This is a genomic window from Mesonia maritima (genome assembly GCF_042433895.1).
Taxonomy (GTDB): Bacteria; Bacteroidota; Bacteroidia; order Flavobacteriales; family Flavobacteriaceae; genus Mesonia; species Mesonia maritima.
In genome coordinates this window covers 92458-113588 of record NZ_JBHLUA010000005.1, presented here as the reverse complement: position 1 = coordinate 113588, position 21131 = coordinate 92458, and the positions used below count along the sequence as shown (strand labels likewise).

The window sequence follows — 21131 nt, the reverse complement described above, 5'->3', positions numbered from 1 at the left end:
ATTAATTTTAGCATAAAATTATAATTTTAAGTAATTTAAGTTTATATTTTTACGCCAAATTTTTTCTATGTCCAAAAAAGCCCTTTTACTTATCTTAGACGGTTGGGGGATTACACAAAACCCAGAAGTTTCGGCAATAGCAAAAGCAAAAACTCCCTTTGTAGATTTTTTGTTGGAAAATTATCCGAACGCTCAACTTTGCACCGACGGAATGAATGTGGGTTTACCTGACGGACAAATGGGAAATAGTGAAGTTGGTCATATGAATCTTGGCGCAGGAAGAATTGTTTATCAAGATTTAGCCAAAATTAATAAAGCTGTAGAAAATGATTCGCTTGGCAGTGAACCTGTTTTAGAGCAAGCGTTTAATTATGCTAAAACAAATAATAAACCTATTCATTTTTTAGGTTTAACTAGTAACGGCGGGGTTCATTCGCATATTACTCATTTAAAAGGTCTGTTGAAAGCTGCAAATGAATTCGGAATTACTGAAAAATATGTGCACGCCTTTACAGATGGTCGTGATGTCGACCCAAAATCGGGTAAAGGTTTTATTCAAGAATTAAACAAGACACTTCAAGAAACCAACGGAAAGTTAGCTTCCGTAATTGGACGCTACTTTGCAATGGATAGAGATAAACGCTGGGAAAGAACGCAAAAAGCATACGATTTATTAGTTCACGGAAAAGGTGAAAAAACCAAAAATGCGGTAGAAGCGATTCAAAAAAGTTATGATAATAATGTAACTGATGAATTTTTGGAACCTTTAACCATGGTAGAAGATGACAAGCCTGTAGCTAATATTAAAAAAGGAGATGTGGTTATTTTCTTTAATTTTAGAACAGATCGTGGTCGTCAACTTACGCAGGTACTTTCTCAGGAAGATGTTGTAGAATATGAGATGAAAAAAATTCCATTGTATTTTGTTACCTTAACAACCTACGACGAAACTTTCACAAACATAAATGTAGTTTTCAGAAAAGATAATATAAAAGCTACTTTAGGGGAAGTTTTAGAATATACGGGAAAAACTCAATTAAGAGCTGCTGAAACTGAAAAATATCCACACGTAACTTTTTTCTTTTCCGGCGGAAGAGAAAAACCTTTTAAAGGTGAAAAAAGAATTTTAGTTCACTCTCCAAAAGTACCCACTTACGATTTACAACCGGAAATGAGCGCAGTAGAATTAACCGATAAATTAATTCCGGAAATTGAGAATGAAGAATTCGATTTTTTCTGTATAAATTATGCAAATCCAGATATGGTTGGGCATACAGGAAATTTTGAAGCTGCGGTAAAAGCCTGTGAGACTGTAGATTCTTGTGTAAAAAGAATTGTAGAAGCGGCTCAAGAAAATTATCAAATTCTTATTTTAGCCGATCACGGAAATAGTGAAAAAATGATAAATGAAGACGGAAGCCCAAATACTGCGCACACTACAAATCCTGTCCCTGTAATTTTAGTCGATAAAAACCGACAAAAGATTAATAATGGCATTTTAGGAGATGTTGCTCCTACTCTATTAGAACTTATGGATATAGAAAAGCCAGAATTAATGACTCAAAAATCACTTTTATAATGAAAAAATTCACTATCTTGTTGGTAATCTTTGCGTTATCAAGCAATATATTTCAACTAAAAGCACAAGAAAAAGACAGTTTAACACCAAATAATAAAAAATATACTGGCGTAATAACTAAAGAGGATTTTGAAGAAGGATATACAAAAAGTTGGTTTGTAAAAGCTTATGAAAATTATAAACCAAATGAAGAAATATTAAATCAGTTAAAAGAACCAATACAAAATTATACAATTAAAGCTTTTATGGGAACTTGGTGCCCCGATAGTAGAAGAGAAACACCAAAATTATTTAAATTGCTCGATTTAGCTGAATTTAATCGAGATAATTTAACGGTGTATGCAATGGATAGAAAGAAATCTACTGAAGAAAATTATGAGAAAAATTTAAATGTGCATCATGTTCCAACTATTATATTTTTCAATAAAGACGGAAAAGAAGTAAATAGATTTGTAGAGTTTCCTCAAGAAACATTTGAAGAAGATATTCTAAAAATTGTTTCAGAAGAAGAATATAAAAACCCCTACGAAGAGTAAAACCCTATTGGAAACCGTAGATAATAAAAGTTAATGATTATACCCAAATCAAAAGAAGAAATTGAATTAATGCGCGAAAGCGCTCTTATAGTATCAAAAACATTAGGAATGCTCGCCAAGGAAGTAAAACCTGGCGTTACCACATTGCATCTTGATAAATTAGCCGAAGAGTTTATTAGAGATCATGAAGCCGTTCCTGCATTTTTAGGATTATATGATTTCCCGAATTCTCTATGTATGAGCCCAAATGCTCAAGTTGTACATGGAATACCCAACGAGAAACCGCTAGAAGATGGCGATATAATTTCTATTGACTGCGGAACAATAAAAAATGGGTTTTACGGTGATCACGCCTATACTTTTGAAGTAGGAGAAGTTAATGAAGAAACTAAAAAACTCCTACAAGTCACCAAAGAATCACTTTACGAAGGGATTCGACAATTTAAAATAGGAAACCGCGTGGGTGATGTTGGGTTTGCAATTCAACAGCACGCTGAGAACCACGGTTACGGTGTTGTTCGAGAACTTGTTGGTCATGGCTTAGGCAAAACCATGCACGAAGATCCAGAAATGCCAAATTATGGCAAAAGAGGTCGAGGCAAAAAATTTGTAGAAGGTATGGTTGTGGCGATTGAGCCGATGATTAATCAAGGAACCAAACGAATAAAACAACTTCGTGATGGATGGACCATTCTCACACAAGATGGTAAACCCAGCGCACATTTTGAACATGATGTGGCTTTGGTAGATGGTAGCCCCCAATTGCTATCTACCTTTGATTATATTTATGAATCATTGGGAATTAAAAGCGAAGAAGAAAATGAGTTTAAAAAAGTATGAGTCATTCTATGAGAACAATAACCTAGTTGAAGAGTGGCGATTTTATTATGAAGACAACTGGGAAAAAGGATATGAACTAGCATTATCTAACAAAGGTCGGGTAATGAACTATGTGAAAAGTAAAAATGGTTCTATCTTAAAAGGAAGTCAGATAAACGGTTACAAAGTAGTTAATACACGATTAAAATCTGACAAGCGTCAAAATTTTTATGTACACAAATTAATTGCAAAGGCTTTCTTAGATAAGCCTGAAGATGCAATTTTTGTAATTCATAAAAATTACGATAAGCTCGACAATAACCTTAGTAATTTAGCTTGGGTTAACCGTAAACAATGGGAAGATCACCAAAATAAGAACCCCAAGGTGATTGCCAAAAGAACAAGCGGACAAAGAACTTACACGAAGCTTACCTATGCTGAAGCCACAATTTTAAAAAGAAAACTTCTAGACCCAAATAGAAGAACTCGTTTAAAAGTATTGGCTAAACAATTTGGTGTTTCAGAAATGCAACTTCACCGTATAAAAACTGGTGAAAATTGGGGCGATATTAAAGTATGATCAAGAAAATTTTCAAAAAATTTCTTAATACTATTCCCCGTCCTCTGCTTATTAAAGCAAGCTATTATATAAAGCCGGCTTTGGCGTTTGCTTTACGAGGAAAAAAATACACAGATCCCATAGATGGCAAAAGCTATAAAAAGTTTTTGCCTTATGGGTATCAAAAAACCCGTGAGAATGTCTTGGCGCCAGGAACTCTTTCCTTGGAGCGTCATAGATTATTATGGGTTTATTTAGAACGTGAAACCGACTTTTTTACTTCAACTAAAAAAATACTCCATTTTGCTCCGGAACAAGCATTTTATAAGCGTTTTAAAAAATTACAAAACTTAGATTATACGACTACAGACCTTAATTCACCATTAGCTGATGTAAAAGCAGATATTTGTAATCTTCCATTTAAAGATAATACATACGATGTAATATTTTGTAATCACGTTTTAGAGCATATTCCTGATGATACAAAGGCGACGAAAGAGCTTTATAGGGTTTTAGCTCCAAACGGAATGGCTATTTTGCAAGTTCCGCAGGATTTAGATAGAGAAAAAACATTTCAAGATGATTCAATAACAGATCCTAAAGAACGAGCAAAAGTTTTTGGTCAATATGATCACGTGAGAATTTATGGGAGAGATTATTTTCAAAAATTAAAATCGGTAGGTTTTGAAGTTGAAGCGATAGATTATACTAAAAAATTATCGGTTTCAGAAATTGATAAATTCCGTTTGGCAAAAGGAGAAATTCTTCCTGTTTGCTATAAGCGCTAACTTATTTTTCCAATAAATTCTTTTCAAAACCCGTGCTAGTAAAAGTTTTTAAATTTCCATTATCGTCGTAAATGAAATAAGCTTCAATTTCTGGGAGTTTTTCAACTAATAGAATACTTTTTTCTGAACCCATTGCCATAAAAGCTGTTGCATAACCATCGGCTTCAGCGCAAGTTTTTGCAAGAACAGACGCGCTTAAAATGTCGCTTTTTTCTGAAAAACCGGTTTTTGGATTAATGGTATGCACAAATCGCTGTCCTGTTACGGAATCTATTCTAAACTTTCTATAATTACCTGAAGTTGCCAGCGCTGTATTGTTTAAACTTACAATTTTAGCGATGCTTCGCTCGGTTTCGTCTTGCTGCGGATCGTCTATTCCTACTCTCCATAATTGCTCGTTTTCCAGATTTTTACCCGATGCTCTAATTTCTCCGCCTACTTCAACTAAATAATTTTTCACCTTTTCATTTTCAAACATCTTAGACAATCTGTCTACTGCGTAGCCTTTTCCAATAGCATTAAATTCTAGATAAATTTGCGGATTTTCCTTCTTAATGTAATTATTTTCGGTTAAATTTATTTTTTCTAAACCTACATAATTCATTAATGAATCGTGTGTCTTTTCTGTAGGAAGTGAAATTTTATCGGCTCCGAATCCATAAAAATTAACCAAATTACCCACTGTAGGATCGAAATAACCTTTTGTTTTTTTATTAATTTTTTTTGAAAGTTGAAAAACCTCTCTAAACATATGATCAACTTGAATAGTGGAGTCTCCTTTATTTATTTTTGAAATATCTGAATTGGCTAAATAGGTGCTCATCGATTTATTTACCGCTTCAAAAACCGAATCGACTTTAGTTTCGACATCAAAATCTATAGTTGAAAAATATTTAATATGAAAAGTGGTTCCTAACGCATTTCCCGAAACGGTGGTTACTTCACTTTTATCTTCAGTACAAGAAAAAATAAGTGCGGTAAGAAAAAGTGTAAAGATTATTTTTTTCATAAATTAAATTTCTTTTAAACCTTTATAATTAATTACATAATCTTCGGCATCATTTACCGGCTGATCATAATCAGTTGAGTTTGCAATTCCAACTCCGGCATAATAGGTTTTGGCATTAAATTTTTGCGCGTGATCTTTTATGGTATTCATAAATTTGAGATCAAATATTTCAGGGTTTTCAGGATATTTAATTGCGCGCACAATTATAAAATGGAGCTTTTTATTTTTTAAAGCGACAAATTGCGGATCTTTTTTAAGCTTACTATTTACCGCAAGAAATTCAAAATCATCTTCTTGTAATTTCTTACCAACGGTGTTCATTGCAAGATTATGCAAGGTTTGTTCATCAAGTTCTGCCATAGCACAAAAATACAAATTCGTTTATTAGTTTCAATTAAAACAAAAAATATAAAATTTACATCCATTTACATTGTGACGACGCTTATTTGCAGATCAATTAATAAAAAAAGCCGATGAAAATTCATCGGCTTTTTTTATTAATTGATATTTATTTAATTCTATCCTCCAAAATCATCAAATCTGATATTTTCATCAGGAATTCCGAAGTCTTCTCCCATTTTTTGAACAGCTTTGTTCATTAATGGTGGACCACAGAAATACAATTCAATTTCTTCTGGCTCGTCGTGCTTAGATAAATAATTATCGATTACCACATTGTGAACGAAACCGACAAATCCATCTCCTTCTTCATCGTGAATATCTTTTTTAACTTTCCAATTATCTTCTTCCATTGGTTCAGATAACGCCATATAGAATTTAAAGTTCGGAAATTCACGTTCTAATTCTCTAAAATGTTCGATATAAAACAATTCTCTTTTTGAACGACCACCATACCAATACGTAACTTTTCTTCCCGTTTGAAGTGTTTTAAATAAATGATATAAGTGTGATCGCATTGGTGCCATTCCTGCTCCACCTCCTACATATAACATTTCTGCTTCGCTAGGATTGATAAAGAATTCACCATAAGGACCGGAAATTGTAACTTTATCTCCTTTCTTTCTAGAGAAAATATAAGATGAAGCAATTCCAGGATTTACATCCATCCATGTATTTTTAGCACGATCCCAAGGCGGAGTTGCAATACGAACATTTAGCATAACTTCGCGGCCTTCAGCAGGATAAGAAGCCATCGAATAAGCTCTTTCCACTGTTTCAGGATTTTTCATTACTAATGGCCATAATTTAAAATTATCCCATTCTTTCTTAAATTTATCTGGCTCTCCAGGATGTTCTTCTGGATGCGCTTTAATATCGATATCTTCAAACTTGATTTCGCATTTAGGAACTTCAATTTGTATATAACCACCAGCTTTGTAGTCCATATCTTCTGGAAGTTCAACTACAAATTCTTTAATAAAAGAAGCAACATTCCAATTTCGAACAACGGTAGCTTCCCATTTTTTAATTCCGAATACTTCTTCTGGAATTTCAATATCCATATCTTGCTTCACCTTAACTTGGCAACCTAAACGCCATCCTTCAGCAATTTCTTTACGTGTAAAATGAGGCTCTTCTGTTGGTAAAATTGTTCCACCACCTTCTTTTACGATACATTTACATTGAATACAGGTTCCACCTCCACCACAAGCGGATGGTAAAAACAATTTGTTATCTCCTAAGGTTGATAATAGTGTTCCACCAGAACCAACTTCTAAATCTTTTTCCCCATTTACATTAATTTTTACCGGTCCAGAAGGTATAAGTTTGGCTTTTGCGCCTAAAAGAACTCCAACCAATAAAAGTATTAAGGCTAAAAATACAATTACACTTGCAACTACTACTGTCATAATGCTTTGTTTTCGACTATAATTTGATTCCCATAAAACTCATAAAACCAATTGCCATCAACCCAGTGATGATAAATGTTATTCCTAATCCTTTTAATGGAGCGGGAACGTTTGAGTATGCTATTTTTTCTCTAATGGCTGCAATGGCTAAAATGGCTAAGAACCATCCGATACCGCTTCCAAAACCGTAAGTTACTGCTTCGCCAATTCCATCGAAATTCTTTTGTTGCATAAATAAAGAACCTCCTAAAATTGCACAGTTTACGGCAATAAGTGGTAAGAATATTCCTAAAGCACCGTATAAAGCCGGAGCAAACTTTTCTACAACCATTTCAACAAGTTGCACCATTGAGGCGATTACTGCGATAAACATGATGAAACTTAAAAAGCTTAAATCTACATCAGCATAAGCAGGATCTAACCATTGTAATGCGCCTGGTCTTAATAAATATTGATCCATTAAAAAGTTAATAGGAACTGTGATCGCTAATACGAAAATTACAGCTGCTCCTAAACCAACCGCTGTTTTAACGGTTTTAGAAACTGCTAAATAAGAACACATTCCTAAGAAGTATGCGAAAATCATGTTTTCAATAAAAATACTTCGAACAAATAAGTTTAAATACTCTTGCATAATTTATAATTTTAAGCAGTTTCTATGCTTCTTCGATTAATTTTCTATTTCTTGAACGTTGCACCCAAATGATTACGCCTACAATAATTAATGCCATTGGGGCAAGTAACATTAAACCGTTATTTTCATAACCTAACGAATATAACCCAGTAGATTCTGCTAAGGTTGCGCCTTTGTGGCCTAATACTTCAAATCCGAATAATTTACCTGAACCTAACAATTCTCTAAAAAAGGCTACAATAATTAAAATTAAACCGTAACCAGCAGCGTTTCCGATACCATCTAAAAATGATTTGTAAACTCCGTTTCCTAAAGCAAAAGCTTCTAAACGTCCCATTACAATACAGTTAGTAATAATTAAACCAACAAATACGGAAAGTTGTTTACTAACATCATAAGCGTAGGCTTTTAAAACTTGATCTACAAGAATTACCAAAGCTGCTACGACTACTAATTGAACGATAATCCTAATTCGGCTAGGAATCAAATTCCGCATCATGGAAATAATCATATTACTAAAAGCCATTACCACCATTACTGCTAACGACATTACAATTGCAGCTTGTAATTGAACAGTAATTGCTAATGCTGAACAAATTCCTAACACCTGAACGGTAATTGGGTTATCATCATTTAAAGGATCTGATAATAACTTTCTATTTTGTTTCGATAAAAAATGTTCTTTCTCTTCTGAGTTAGAGAGAAAAAGAATCATTTCTTTTTTCTTTGCTTCTTTTGCTGAAGCTTGATCTGTGTTATTTTCTTTAGCCATAAAAATTTTATTTTACTGCTACTTTCATATCAGTTTGTTCTTCAAAATAAGGTAAATAATGTTTCAATCGTTCTGAAATCATATTTGTTACCCCGTCACCTGTAATAGTAGCGCCTGAAATTGCATCTACAGCATTATCATCTTTATCGTTACCACCACCGTAACCTTTTACTACAGAAACGCCAACTAAATTCCCTGCACTATCAAAGATTTTTTCATCTTCAAAACGTTGCTGAAACCACGCTTTTGTAATCTCTCCACCTAAACCGGTAGTTTCTCCTTTATGATCAAAAACTACACCTTTTACGGTATTCACATCATCTTTTAAAGATATATATCCCCAAATCGCATCCCAAAGACCACTTCCTCTTAAAGGAATAATATAGTATTTTTCACCTTCAACTTCGGCTACATATAAAGGGTAAATTTGCTTATCTACAGGTCGCTTTAATTCTTTCGCTAAATCCACTTTAAAAGCGTCTACACTTTCATCTGCAGTTCCATCTGCTCTTAAAGCGATTTCTTGCTTTATGTACTTGTCAAAATTTTCTTTCGCTTCTGCACGTTCTACTTCTACACCTACTGTTCGTAAGATATTCTGCATCTTTTCTTGACGAACATTTTCATTCTGTATAGGTTGTAAAGATGTAGCGGTAAAAGCTAATACTGATGCCACTACCAAAACCATTACAATAGCAAAAATGAATGTGTATGCGTTACTATTTCTATTCATTATATAGCTGTTTTTACTTGTGCTTTAACTCTTTTCTTACGCTTATTAATGTTAGCTTGAATTACATAATGATCGATTGTTGGAGAAAAAACATTCATTAATAAGATTGCTAACATAATTCCTTCAGGATAGGCAGGATTAAAAATTCTAATCATAACTGCAAAAAACCCTATCAAAAATCCGTAAATCCACTTTCCTTTAAACGTTTGCGCTGCGGAAACAGGATCGGTTGCCATAAATACAATTCCGAAGGCTAAACCACCAATAATTAAGTGATTGTACCAAGGGAAATTCATTAAATCGTTATCTGGAAATGAACCTCCTAATAAATTAAATATAAAGGCCATACAAGCTGCTCCAATAAAACCGCTTACGATAATTCTCCAACTTCCTACTTTAGTTAGAATTAGTAATAATGCTCCAGCCAAAATACAAATCGTAGAGGTTTCTGCAATTGAACCCGGTATTAAACCTGAAAACATATCCATTGAAGAATAAGGAACATCGTTACCAGCAGCTAATTTCCCTAAAATCGTTTCTCCGGAAACCGCATCTAATTCATAAGCGTTACTTACCCAAACTGAGTTTCCAGACATATAGGTAGGATATGCAAAAAATGCAAAAGCTCTTGCTGTTAATGCAGGGTTTAAAATGTTCATTCCTGTCCCTCCAAAAGCTTCTTTCCCGATTAAAACGGCAAAAACTACAGAAACTGCAACCATCCATAAAGGAATGTCGACTGGCATAATCATAGGAATTAGTAAACCGGTTACTAAATAACCTTCGTTTACTTCGTGACCTCTAAAAACCGCAAAGGCAAATTCAATTCCCAAACCAACTCCGTAAGAAACTGCAATCATCGGAACTATTTTCATAGCACCGTGACCAATTGCTTCCCAAAAACCAACTTGATCTTGAATTTGATGTAAATATTGGTAACCCGTGTTCCACATTCCGAAGATAAGAGCCGGAATTAATGCGATTACCACAGTAATCATTACCCTTTTTAAATCTACCGCATCTCTAACGTGTGCTCCTTTTTTTGTGGTATGATTTGGCACAAATAAAAAAGTATCTAACGCATTGATTGCGGGAGCGAATTTTTCGTATTTTTTTCCTTTGGAAAATGGCTCTTTTATTCTATCGAGCCGTTGGCGTATCCACTTCATAATATATGATGATCCTTTTATCCTACTTCAGTAATCATTAAATCTAAACCTAAGCGAATAATTTCTTGCGCTTCGATTTTTGAGGTATTCACATAATCTACTAATGCAAAATCTTCTGGAATAACTTCATATATCCCTAGATTTTCCATTTTCTCGATGTTTCCGGTCATACAAGCTTTCAAAAGTTGCATCGGATAAATATTTAAAGGCATTACTTCTTCCATTTCACCGGTTACCACTAATGCTCTTTCTTCTCCGTTTAAATTGGTATTAACCTCGTATTTTTTGTTTGGGAACATCCACGAAAGCGACGTTCGAGACATCGATGGAATTCCGTTATACGTAAAAGGCAACCAACCAAACATTCTGTAATTATTTCCTTCAGGAATTAAGGTTAATGTATTATCGTAAAAACTTACGTATTGGTTGTTTGAAAGTTGCAACCCGGTTAATACATCTCCCGAAATAATACGTGTTTCTTCATCGTTTACCGTTCCGATTAAATCAGAAATATTGGCACCGATAAAGGTTTTGTAATATTTTCTATCTTTTGCAGCGCTTCCGGCAACAGCGATTGTGCGTTCTGCTCGATATTGACCTGTTAGAAAAACATTCCCGATAATTGAAACATCTTCCGCTCCCAGTGTCCAAACACGATCACCCATATTAATAGGCTCGGTTTCTTGAATATGAACCCCTACATTTCCTGCAGGATGCGGTCCAGAAACGCTTAATAATTCAACTCCCTGAATATCTTTCAAAAAAGATGAAGAACCTTTCTTTACGGCTAAATAGACTTTTCCAGAGGTTAATTTTTTTAAAGCATTGATTCCTTCTTGAAAAGCGTCTTTTTTATCTTTCAGAATAAATTCTAAATCTGCCGCTAATGGAGCAGAATTAAAAGCTGAAATATAAATTGCTTTCGGCTCATCTTCAGGATCTGCAACGATATCGTAAGGTCTTTGCTTTAAAAATGCTCCACAACCACTTTCAAAAACACGTTTTTTCACTTCTTCATTACTTGCCGAAGAAGCGTTCATTTTCCCGTAGTCTTTATAGTTGTTTTCTGGATCTGCTTCAATAACAACTTCTAGAATTCTTCGCTTATCACCACGAACAATTTCTTTAAGCGTTCCACTTACCGGAGCGGTAAAACGAACATCTTCGTTGTATTTTGAATAGAAAATTTCTTCACCGGCAAGAATTTTAGTACCTTCTTTTTTAATAAGCATTTTAGGTACCACCGAGTGAAAATCTGGAGGTTTTATCGCAAAGGTCTTAGATCGAGGAGCTTCAACAAGTACTTGCTCTGCTTCACCCTTGAGTCGCAAATCAAGACCTTTTTTAACTTTAATGTCTTTTGACATAATATTATTATCAGTTAATATTCGCGGTTGCAAATTTAGTAATTAAATCATCATGTTTTAGCGAACTCAAATCGAAGTTATTTATTTATATTAATTCTAAATAAACTTCTTCTATTCAACTAAAATGAAAGTGATTTTAACTAGAGATTTTGTGTATATTTAACCCGAATTTTTTAGTGAACTTATGCGATATTTTTTAGCTCTTTTTTTACTTGCGTGCTTTTCTAATCTTGAAGCACAAGTCTACGAAACTACTCCACCGGAATACATTAGAACGATTGAATTTCAAGGCGAATCTGAATTTAGCGGAACGCCAATTATTCAATTAGGTTCTCCAATTACAATCGAATTTGACGATTTAGTGGGCGATGAAGCCGATTATTATTACACAATTGAGCATTATAATTTTGACTGGACTCCTTCGAATTTATCGAAAAATGAATATATGGATGGTTTTGATGATCTTCGAATTTTAAATTATCAGAACTCGTTTAACACGCTTCAAATTTATTCGCATTACCGATTAACTATTCCGAATAGAAATACACGCGGTTTAAAAGTTAGCGGAAATTATATGTTGCGCATCTTTAATGAAAATGACGAATTGGTTTTCTCGCGCAAATTTATGGTTTATGAAGATATTGCAATTGTAAGAGCACAAGTAAAACGATCTCGCGACTTAAAATTTATTGACACCAAACAGGTTATTAATTTTTCAGTAGATGGCACCGATAATTTGGTGTTTAGAAATCCCGATAAAAATTTAAAAACTTTATTGATTAAGAATAACAACCTTTCGAATTCTATTTACGATTTAAAACCGCAATATTCGTTGGGCAACGAGTTTATTTACAGATACGACCAACCTGCAGCATTTTGGGGCGGAAATGAATATTTAAATTTCGACAATAAAGATGTTCGTTCTGCGACAATGAATATTAGAAGTATTCAATTAATCGATATTTACAACACCTATTTATATACCGATGGCGTTCGTGCTTTTGAACCTTACACCTATAATCCTGATATTAACGGACATTTTGTAGTGCGAACGCTGCAAGGAGAAGATCCTGATATTGAAGCTGAATATACGTGGGTTCATTTTGGACTTCAAAATTTTCAAGACTTAAACGGCGGCGAACTTCACATTTACGGGAATTTTAATAATTTCACTTTAGATGAATCTACCAAACTAACGTATAATTCAAAAAAAGAAATTTACGAAACGAAGCGTTTATTTAAACAAGGGTTTTACAATTATAAATATGTATTACTTCAAAAAGACGGTACAATTGACGAAGGTTTTATAAGCGGAAATTTCGACGAAACCGAAAACCAATATACCGTATTGGTTTATTACCGCGACATTGGTGGTAGATACGATAGAATAATTGGTGTTGGAAGCGCTAATAGCCGAAATATTTCTAATTAAATTTAGATGAAACGCGATAGATATGATCGGAAATTTAGAGGAAAAGTTTGCCTGAATTGTGAAACTAACTTAGACCTCAGCGATCGGTATTGCCCAAATTGCGGTCAATTAAATTCTACCAAGAAACTTTCTTTCAACGACTTTTTTTATGAATTCTTCGGAAGCATTTTCGCTTACGATTCTCGACTTTATCGAACGTTAAATGTTTTAATTTTTAGACCTGGAAGAATTTCAACAGAATATATTCAAGGAAAACGTGCTCGTTACGCAAACCCATTTCGATTTTATTTAAGTGTTTCTATTATATTTTTTATTCTCTACGGACTTGTAAATCAATTTTCAACAGAAAATTTATCGCCTGTACAATTTCAACGAGATAAAGAAGAAAACACTATTACTGAAGTTGATTCTACCGACTTAAAACCTGAAAGTGAAATAACCCATTTAGACTTTTTCAAACGTAGTTTAGAAAAAATAGAAATATATAATTCCTACTCGAAAAAACACCCCGAAACATTCGTACACGAAGCGTTAAAAGATTTAAAACACGAAAATAATTTTTACAATCAATGGCTCTATAAACGCGTATTGGTTATTGAAGAAATTACAGAAAACCCTACAGCCTTTATTAATTACGTAATGGGCAAATTACCTTTTGTGATTTTCTTTTTCATTCCTGTTTTTACGTTGGTTCTTTGGCTAACTTATGGAAGGCTAAATTTCACCTATATGGAACATTTAGTATTCTCGTTTCACACCCAAACAATGCTTTTCTTTATGATGACGTTTGGGTTGATTTTAACATCGCTATTTAGTACAGCTTTTATTAGAAGTGTGGTAATTTTATTGTTCCTTTTTTACCTTTACAAGGCGTTAAGAAATTTCTACAAACAGAAAAGGTGGAAAACAATACTTAAATTCGTGTTTTTGAATGTTATATTTATTATCTTAGCTTTTATTACGACCATATTGGAAGTAATATTTTCATTAGTGATTTATTAATATATGATTCAACAGGTTACAAGAGGCATAAAAATTTCAGTTAAAACTAGTTTTCAAGGGACGTTCTTGAAAAACTACAAAATTCATTTTGCCTTTGGTTACCATATTACTATAGAAAACCAAAGCAATGATTCCGTGCAGTTAAATTCTCGTTTCTGGAAAATTAAAGACGCGCTTAGCAAGGATGAAATTGTAAAAGGCGAAGGCGTTATCGGGAAAAAACCAGTTTTAAAACCCGGTGAATCACATACCTATAGTAGTGGCTGTTTGTTAACTTCACCATTTGGTGCCATGAGCGGTCATTATAGTATGATTAATTTTACTTCCACTCGAAAATTTCGTGTGGCTATACCGAGTTTTAAATTAAGCGCTCCTTTCGCGTTGAATTAATTTATTAAAAATATTCTTTATAATCTTTATTTTTAAGTAAATCTCTATAACGCATTTCTACGCGATTTTCTGAATATATAAGTTGGGTAATACTAGTTGTTTTTAACAAACCGCGATCGATAATTAAGCCTAAATTTTTATCTTCCTTTTTCGTATTTTGATGAAAATCCCACATTACATCGGGATCTTCCACTTCAGTGCTTTTTTCTTCTAAGAAATCTTTAAACCATTCCTCTCTAGCCTTTTTCATTTCTTCATCATACGTCATCGAAGCAGACCAAATATGGGGTTCATTTTCCAACTTATTAAAATAAACTTTCGTTTCATCCCAAATTAATTCATAAACCTCAAGTCCGGCTTTCCACACAATCATAATCATGGTAAAAGGCTCAATTCCTTCAAAATTATAGCTTTCAGATTTATTTAAAACATCATCGGCTAAGAGAAATTCTTTTACTACCACACCTCGACTTGTCGTGTAAGACTCTTTTCGTTGATGCGGTTTAAAAGCTCCATTCATTAAACAGATTAATCGTTTTTTTCCACTTGCGCCTATCCAAGTTCCTCCGGCCACCTCATCTTTTGGGTAAAGCAACTTTACACCCTTTTCTTCTACAACTTTTGGCGGAAGCGTTTTTCGGTTGGCAGATTCGTCTCGATTAGAAGTAACCACAAAGCCTTTTTCTTCTTTTAAAAGTGGAATAAACGTAATTGTACACATATTGTATTTGCTAAGATTTTCCGTATTATATTTAACTTCACACAATTTAATAAAACCTTAGTCAAATACGAAAGTGCAGTTGGTTAATTTTCTCTATCTTTACGGAAAATAAATTAAAAACGTTAAAATATTATAAAATTATGGGGAAAGGATTTTTTCACGTTCCGCCGGCGGTTAACGAACCAGTAAAAAGTTACGCGCCCGGAACCCCGGAAAGAGAAGAAGTTTTATTGACATATAAAGATTTGTATAACACAAAAGTAGATGTTCCTTTATATATAGGTTCCGAGGAAATTAGAACTAAAAAAACAGCGACCATGCATCCGCCACACGATCATCAACATGATTTAGGCGTTTATCATTTAGCTGAAAAAAAACACATTGAAAAAGCAATTTCTGAAGCTTTAGAAGCTCGCAAGAAATGGGCTAAATTAGAATGGGAACAACGCGCAGCTGTTTTCTTAAAAGCAGCTGATTTAATTTCTGGACCTTACCGTTACAAATTAAATGCGGCGACCATGATAGGTCAATCTAAAAATATTTATCAAGCTGAAATTGATTCGGCTTGTGAAATTGCAGATTTTCTACGTTTCAATGTAGAATATATGTCTGAAATTTATGACGATCAGCCAGAGTCTGACGAAAGCGCGTGGAACCGTGTAGAGCATAGACCACTTGAAGGTTTTGTTTACGCCGTTACGCCATTTAACTTTACTGCAATTGCAGGGAATTTACCTTCTGCTCCTGCTTTAATGGGAAATGTTGCTATTTGGAAACCAAGTGACAGTCAGGTATTTTCAGCTAAAATTTTAATGGATGTTTTTCAAGAAGCTGGCGTTCCTTCAGGAGTTATTAATATGGTAATGGGCGATCCTGAAATGATTACCGATACGGTATTAAAAAGTCCGGATTTCGCAGGAATTCACTACACAGGAAGTACTGAAGTTTTTAAAAATATTTGGACGAAAATTGGAAACAATATTCATACCTATAAAACGTACCCAAGAATTGTAGGAGAAACCGGAGGTAAAGATTTTATTATCGCGCATCCTACTTCAATTCCTAAGCAAGTTTCTACAGCTATTTCTAGAGGTGCTTTTGAATATCAAGGACAAAAATGTAGTGCGGCTTCTAGAGTTTACCTACCAAAAAGTCTTTGGCCAACGATTAGAGAACAAATTGAAGAAGATATTGCTTCCTTTAAAATGGGTTCTCCTGAAGATATGAGCAATTTTATTAACGCGGTAATTCATGAACGCTCGTTCGATAAATTGGCGAAGTATATAGATCAGGCTAAAAAAGATAAAAAAGCGGAAGTAATTATTGGAGGAAACTACGATAAATCGAAAGGTTATTTTGTAGAACCTACTGTAATTTTAACTACAGATCCGCATTATACTACTATGGAAACTGAATTATTTGGCCCTGTAGTTACGATTTATGTATATGATGATAACAAATGGGAAGAAACTTTAGAAATACTAGATAATACAAGTCCATTTGCATTAACAGGAGCTGTATTTTCTCAAGATCGCTATGCGGCAGCACAAGCTACCGATAGATTGCAAAATTCTGCAGGTAACTTCTACATTAATGATAAACCTACCGGAGCTGTTGTGGGAAGACAACCTTTTGGTGGCGCAAGATCTAGTGGAACAAACGACAAAGCAGGTTCTAAATTAAACTTGCAACGTTGGGTATCACAACGGTTAATTAAAGAAACTTTTGTTCCGGCAACCGATTACAGATATCCTTTTATGGGTGAGTAATTTTGTTGAAAAATTAGTTGAATAAAAAAATCCTCGTAATGTTACGAGGATTTTTTTTAGCCTTTATATTTCATAGGTAAGTGAACTACTTTTTTTGTATCGAAAAATTCTTCATCAAAATAATCTGATAATTCATAAATTTTTGCGGTCTGGTATTTTGCTAATTCTTCAGAAAGATCGCCACCTTTTAAATAGAGAATTCCGTTTTTAAGTTCGTGTTCGCTTTTCTTTTTTATTTTTCCTTTTACCCAACGTACAAAAGTTTCCATTTGTGCTACTGCTCTGCTCACAATAAAATCGTATTGTTCATCGATTTCTTCAACTCTACAATTTGACGTTTTTACATTTTGCAATTCAAGACCTTCGGCAACTTCATTTACAACTTTTATTTTTTTTCCGATACTATCGACTAAATGAAAATTAGTTTCAGGAAAAAGAATTGCTAATGGAATTCCCGGGAATCCACCTCCAGTACCAACATCTAATATGGAACTTCCCGGTTTAAATGATTGAACTTTTGCAATCCCCAAGGAATGAAGAACGTGACGAAGGTAAATTTCATCGATATCTTTTCTGGAAACCACATTAATTTTAAGATTCCAATCTTTATATAAATCTTTTAACTTTTTAAATTGAAGTTGTTGCGCTTCGGTTAAATCGGGGAAATATTTTTCTATCTCTTGCAAAGCAATTTGTTTTTAGGCAAAAATAGGATATTCAGCTAAAAAATAGAACAAGTTTAATCTTCTTCTTTTTGTTTTGCAAGTTCTTTTTGTTTTGCCAATTCTTTTTGGCGTCTAATGATTTCTTGGTGACTTAATTCTCCTCTAAAATTTCGCTCTCGTTCATCTAAATCTTTAAAAACCTCATCACGACCATACATTGTAATTACATCATTTATTTTAACCATCGTTTTCCCGATAGGCGCTCCAATATAATCTTCACCTTCACGTTCGATCCCTAAAACATTTATTCCTTCTTTCCGCAGTTCTAATTCTTGTAAAGTTTTATTAGCCAACCAACTATCTTCTCTAACTTTTAATTCTGAAATTTGGTATTCGCCAGAAAGGTGCAAAATCGCAGCATAATCTTTCACATCAATATCGGTATATTTCGTTAAGGCTTTGTCAATTATTCTAGATAGCCAACGATTTACAAAATCACTTTGGATTGCCCACCACAAAGCTGTTAACCCGACTACAATAAAAATTACACTGTATAGTAACGAATTATTACTATCGGGAATTAAAAATGTTAGCATTAATGAGGAAATGGTAGTGACGATTCCCGCATTTCCTACCAACATTAAAATATAAATAATTCTTCTTCGTACAGGATGATTAATTACTTTTTCTGACTCTTGTGTGGTAAAACCGGTTCCTGTATAGACCGAACGTGCTTGAAATTTAGCTGCTTCTGTAGACAAACCGGTATGCATTAACGCAATGGCAGCAACTTTAGTAATAAGTGCTGAAATGGTAATGATTACAAATAGTGAAATAGCGGCTATCATAGATTACAATTTAATACTGAAAACTTCGTTTAAAGAATGATATAAATCACTTCTTCAAAAAAATCTTTTACCTAATTTTGTGGTTAATGTAAACTTTTTTTGAATTATTTCGTACATTAAGAAAAAGAAAAATAGTTCAGTTGGTAAGTTTTAAGGAATTCTGATAAAAGAAGCTTATTAATTATTAAATTTGAACTTTTACCTCATTAAGCAAATGAAAGAACATACTATAAGATTTTCGAGAGTAGATTCAGCTAAATTTTTTAGGACATTAAATAAACGCGTTAATACTTATTTTAAAGATAACGACCTTTCCCGAACCGGGAATTGGAAATTACACCTCAAGACTATTGTAATGTTTTCACTTTTCCTAACGCCATATTTTTTAATTTTAACGTTAGATATTTCGCAATGGTGGATGCTTCTTCTTACCATAGTTATGGGAGTTGGCATGGCCGGAGTTGGAATGAATGTGATGCACGACGGAAATCACGGTTCCTATTCTTCAAAAAAATGGGTGAATAAAATTATGGGCGGAAGCATGTACATTCTTGCAGGAAACGTTTATAATTGGCAAGTGCAACACAACGTTCTTCACCATACGTATACAAATATTCATGGACACGATGAAGATTTAGAAGCGGGAAGAATTATCCGTTTTAGTGAACATTCTAAATGGCGAAAATTCCATAAATTTCAGCATTATTATTCTGTTTTTCTTTATGGTTTACTCACCTTTAATTGGGTACTCACAACAGATTTTAAACAAACAAGACGCTATTTAAAAAAGAAATTAGCCTACGGAAAGTTACCAAGTCCGCTAAAACAATGGAGTACTTTAGCGGTAACAAAAGCTTTATATATTGCTATTTGGATTATAATTCCTATGCTCATTCTAAGTATTGCTTGGTGGAAAATTCTACTTGGCTTTTTCATCATGCATTATACCGCGGGAATTATTTTAAGTATCATTTTTCAATTAGCGCACGTGGTAAAAGAAACTGAAATGCCACTACCCGATGAAAAAGGCTCAATGAAAAATACATGGGCAATTCACCAATTATTTACTACCGTTAATTTTTCAACCAAAAACAGAATTGTAAATTGGTTTACCGGCGGATTAAATCATCAAGTTGAACATCATATTTTTCCGAATATAAGTCATATTCACTACCATAAAATATCAAAAATTGTACGTGAAACCGCACAAGAATTCAACTTACCGTACAACGAGTATAAAACAACACGATCTGCCATTATCGCTCATTTTCAACATTTAAAAGAAATGGGAAGTAAACCGGCAATTTCACTATAAAATAACCTCAACATTTCATGCAACTACAATTATCTGACCGAATAAATAATCTTGAAACTTCCGCAACCCTAGCAATGGCAGCAAAAGCCAGAGCTTTAAAAGCTGAAGGAAAAGATATTATTAGTTTAAGTTTAGGTGAACCTGATTTTAATACGCCCGATTTTATTAAAGACGCGGCTATTCAAGCAATAAATGATAATTACAATTCATATACGCCGGTCGACGGTTATGTTGAGTTAAAAGAAGCGATTATTGAAAAATTTAAACGCGATAATAATCTAACCTACGATTTATCACAAATAGTTGTTTCCACAGGGGCTAAACAATCTTTAGCAAATGTGGCGCTAGTTTGTATAAATCCAGGAGATGAAGTTATTTTACCTTGCCCATATTGGGTAAGTTATCGTGATATTGTAAAAATTGCTGAAGGTGTTCCGGTAGAAGTAAAAACTTCTATTGAAAATGATTTTAAAATGACACCCGAACAATTGGAAAATGCGATTACGCCAAAAACTAAAATGCTTTGGTTTAGCTCACCTTGTAATCCTAGTGGTTCTTCTTACAGTGAAAAAGAATTAAGAGCTTTAGCCGATGTTTTAAAAAAACACCCAAATATTGTAGTGGTCAGTGATGAGATTTATGAGCATATAAATTTCGTCGGGAAACATGCTTCAATGGCACAATTCGAAGATATGTATGATCGAACTGTAACTGTAAATGGTGTTTCCAAAGCCTTTGCGATGACAGGTTGGCGAATAGGATATATTGGAGCTCCAACAGCAATTGCCCGAGCTTGTACAAAAATGCAAGGACAAATTACAAGTGGAGCAAATTGCATTGCGCAACGTGCCGTAATTACTGCTTTAAAAGCACCGGTTAGTAAAATTCAATTTATGATCGATAAATTCAAAGAACGTCGATCGCTAATTTTAGATTTACTTAATGAAGTTGAAGGATTTAAATGTAATCGACCAGAAGGTGCATTTTACGTATTCCCAAATGTTTCAGCTTTTTTCGGAAAAACTTTTAAAGGAAGAAAAATTGAAAATGCGACCGATTTATCGATGTATTTATTAGAAGAAGCACACGTTGCAACGGTAACTGGAGAAGCTTTTGGAAATGAGGATTGTCTGCGATTATCGTATGCCGCAAGTGAAACCGAAATTAAAGAAGCTGTAAAACGAATAAAAGAAGCTTTACAATAAAATTCAAA

General features: G+C 33.8%; 22 protein-coding genes. 11 read left to right on the top strand and 11 right to left on the bottom strand.

The genetic code is table 11. The features are described from left to right. Window positions 1-67: 67 nt before the first annotated feature. From gpmI to ACFFGL_RS03830, 5 genes are read left to right on the top strand one after another with little or no spacing between them, the layout of a single operon-like run. Window positions 68-1579, top strand: coding sequence for a 2,3-bisphosphoglycerate-independent phosphoglycerate mutase (gene gpmI / locus ACFFGL_RS03850; RefSeq protein WP_309728438.1), 1512 nt, complete (start codon window positions 68-70; stop codon window positions 1577-1579). Continuing rightward, on the top strand, window positions 1579-2115 hold the full coding sequence (locus ACFFGL_RS03845) for a TlpA family protein disulfide reductase (protein ID WP_309728440.1): 537 nt from the start codon (window positions 1579-1581) through the stop codon (window positions 2113-2115). Before gpmI ends, ACFFGL_RS03845 begins: the two co-directional genes overlap by 1 nt. 33 nt (window positions 2116-2148) lie before the next feature. Next, a complete protein-coding gene (map, locus tag ACFFGL_RS03840; protein WP_309728442.1) occupies window positions 2149-2955 on the top strand; it encodes a type I methionyl aminopeptidase in 807 nt (268 codons plus the stop codon). Then, window positions 2936-3514 (top strand): HNH endonuclease, encoded by a 579-nt coding sequence (locus ACFFGL_RS03835; RefSeq protein ID WP_309728444.1) that lies wholly within the window; start codon window positions 2936-2938, stop codon window positions 3512-3514. Before map ends, ACFFGL_RS03835 begins: the two co-directional genes overlap by 20 nt. Then, window positions 3514-4281 carry a class I SAM-dependent methyltransferase gene (locus ACFFGL_RS03830; RefSeq protein ID WP_309728748.1) on the top strand — a complete coding sequence of 256 codons (768 nt, stop codon included), beginning with the start codon at window positions 3514-3516 and terminating at the stop codon, window positions 4279-4281. Before ACFFGL_RS03835 ends, ACFFGL_RS03830 begins: the two co-directional genes overlap by 1 nt. Before the next feature lies 1 nt (window position 4282). Here the strand turns inward: ACFFGL_RS03830 and ACFFGL_RS03825 are convergent, their stop codons facing one another. From ACFFGL_RS03825 to ACFFGL_RS03790, 8 genes are all read right to left on the bottom strand, one after another. Continuing rightward, complete coding sequence (locus ACFFGL_RS03825; RefSeq protein WP_309728445.1) at window positions 4283-5290, bottom strand: FAD:protein FMN transferase; 1008 nt, start codon at window positions 5288-5290, stop codon at window positions 4283-4285. A 3-nt stretch (window positions 5291-5293) separates the two neighbouring features. Continuing rightward, a complete protein-coding gene (locus tag ACFFGL_RS03820; RefSeq protein ID WP_309728447.1) occupies window positions 5294-5650 on the bottom strand; it encodes a Na(+)-translocating NADH-quinone reductase subunit F in 357 nt (118 codons plus the stop codon). 158 nt (window positions 5651-5808) lie between these two features. Beyond that, window positions 5809-7101 (bottom strand): NADH:ubiquinone reductase (Na(+)-transporting) subunit F, encoded by a 1293-nt coding sequence (gene nqrF, locus ACFFGL_RS03815; RefSeq protein ID WP_309728449.1) that lies wholly within the window; start codon window positions 7099-7101, stop codon window positions 5809-5811. A gap of 16 nt (window positions 7102-7117) precedes the next feature. After that, the gene (nqrE, locus tag ACFFGL_RS03810; protein WP_309728451.1) at window positions 7118-7735 is read right to left on the bottom strand and encodes an NADH:ubiquinone reductase (Na(+)-transporting) subunit E; all 618 of its coding nucleotides are present in this window, start codon (window positions 7733-7735) and stop codon (window positions 7118-7120) included. Between the two features lie 22 nt (window positions 7736-7757). Then, window positions 7758-8507, bottom strand: a complete 750-nt coding sequence (locus ACFFGL_RS03805; protein ID WP_309728453.1) for an NADH:ubiquinone reductase (Na(+)-transporting) subunit D — start codon at window positions 8505-8507, stop codon at window positions 7758-7760. A 7-nt stretch (window positions 8508-8514) separates the two neighbouring features. Then, window positions 8515-9240, bottom strand: a complete 726-nt coding sequence (locus tag ACFFGL_RS03800; RefSeq protein WP_309728455.1) for a Na(+)-translocating NADH-quinone reductase subunit C — start codon at window positions 9238-9240, stop codon at window positions 8515-8517. Continuing rightward, window positions 9240-10409: an NADH:ubiquinone reductase (Na(+)-transporting) subunit B gene (locus tag ACFFGL_RS03795; protein ID WP_309728457.1), complete on the bottom strand. Its 1170-nt coding sequence runs from the start codon at window positions 10407-10409 to the stop codon at window positions 9240-9242. Before ACFFGL_RS03795 ends, ACFFGL_RS03800 begins: the two co-directional genes overlap by 1 nt. A 17-nt stretch (window positions 10410-10426) precedes the next feature. Beyond that, window positions 10427-11776, bottom strand: coding sequence for a Na(+)-translocating NADH-quinone reductase subunit A (locus tag ACFFGL_RS03790; RefSeq protein WP_309728459.1), 1350 nt, complete (start codon window positions 11774-11776; stop codon window positions 10427-10429). Window positions 11777-11960: 184 nt separating this feature from the next. Between ACFFGL_RS03790 and ACFFGL_RS03785 the strand changes: the two genes are divergently transcribed. Genes ACFFGL_RS03785 through apaG form a run of 3 tightly spaced genes read left to right on the top strand, consistent with a single transcriptional unit; the run spans window position 11961 to window position 14600 of the window. Beyond that, window positions 11961-13208, top strand: coding sequence for a type IX secretion system plug protein (locus ACFFGL_RS03785; RefSeq protein WP_309728460.1), 1248 nt, complete (start codon window positions 11961-11963; stop codon window positions 13206-13208). Window positions 13209-13214: 6 nt separating this feature from the next. After that, complete coding sequence (locus ACFFGL_RS03780) at window positions 13215-14210, top strand: DUF3667 domain-containing protein (protein ID WP_309728462.1); 996 nt, start codon at window positions 13215-13217, stop codon at window positions 14208-14210. Window positions 14211-14213: 3 nt separating this feature from the next. Then, window positions 14214-14600, top strand: coding sequence for a Co2+/Mg2+ efflux protein ApaG (gene apaG / locus ACFFGL_RS03775; RefSeq protein ID WP_309728464.1), 387 nt, complete (start codon window positions 14214-14216; stop codon window positions 14598-14600). Between the two features lie 4 nt (window positions 14601-14604). Here the strand turns inward: apaG and ACFFGL_RS03770 are convergent, their stop codons facing one another. Continuing rightward, the gene (locus ACFFGL_RS03770; RefSeq protein WP_309728466.1) at window positions 14605-15321 is read right to left on the bottom strand and encodes an NRDE family protein; all 717 of its coding nucleotides are present in this window, start codon (window positions 15319-15321) and stop codon (window positions 14605-14607) included. A 140-nt stretch (window positions 15322-15461) separates the two neighbouring features. Here ACFFGL_RS03770 and pruA point away from each other — a divergent pair, with 140 nt between their 5' ends. Next, on the top strand, window positions 15462-17090 hold the full coding sequence (gene pruA / locus ACFFGL_RS03765) for an L-glutamate gamma-semialdehyde dehydrogenase (RefSeq protein ID WP_309728468.1): 1629 nt from the start codon (window positions 15462-15464) through the stop codon (window positions 17088-17090). Between the two features lie 56 nt (window positions 17091-17146). Here pruA and rsmG read toward each other — a convergent pair whose 3' ends face one another. Together rsmG and ACFFGL_RS03755 are read right to left on the bottom strand one after the other, a co-directional pair. Further along, window positions 17147-17776, bottom strand: a complete 630-nt coding sequence (gene rsmG, locus ACFFGL_RS03760) for a 16S rRNA (guanine(527)-N(7))-methyltransferase RsmG (protein ID WP_309728470.1) — start codon at window positions 17774-17776, stop codon at window positions 17147-17149. Between the two features lie 53 nt (window positions 17777-17829). After that, window positions 17830-18603, bottom strand: a complete 774-nt coding sequence (locus ACFFGL_RS03755; protein WP_309728471.1) for a TrkA C-terminal domain-containing protein — start codon at window positions 18601-18603, stop codon at window positions 17830-17832. A gap of 214 nt (window positions 18604-18817) precedes the next feature. Between ACFFGL_RS03755 and ACFFGL_RS03750 the strand changes: the two genes are divergently transcribed. Next, on the top strand, window positions 18818-19918 hold the full coding sequence (locus ACFFGL_RS03750) for a fatty acid desaturase family protein (RefSeq protein ID WP_309728473.1): 1101 nt from the start codon (window positions 18818-18820) through the stop codon (window positions 19916-19918). Between the two features lie 17 nt (window positions 19919-19935). After that, a complete protein-coding gene (locus ACFFGL_RS03745) occupies window positions 19936-21123 on the top strand; it encodes a pyridoxal phosphate-dependent aminotransferase (RefSeq protein WP_309728475.1) in 1188 nt (395 codons plus the stop codon). Window positions 21124-21131 lie beyond the last annotated feature (8 nt).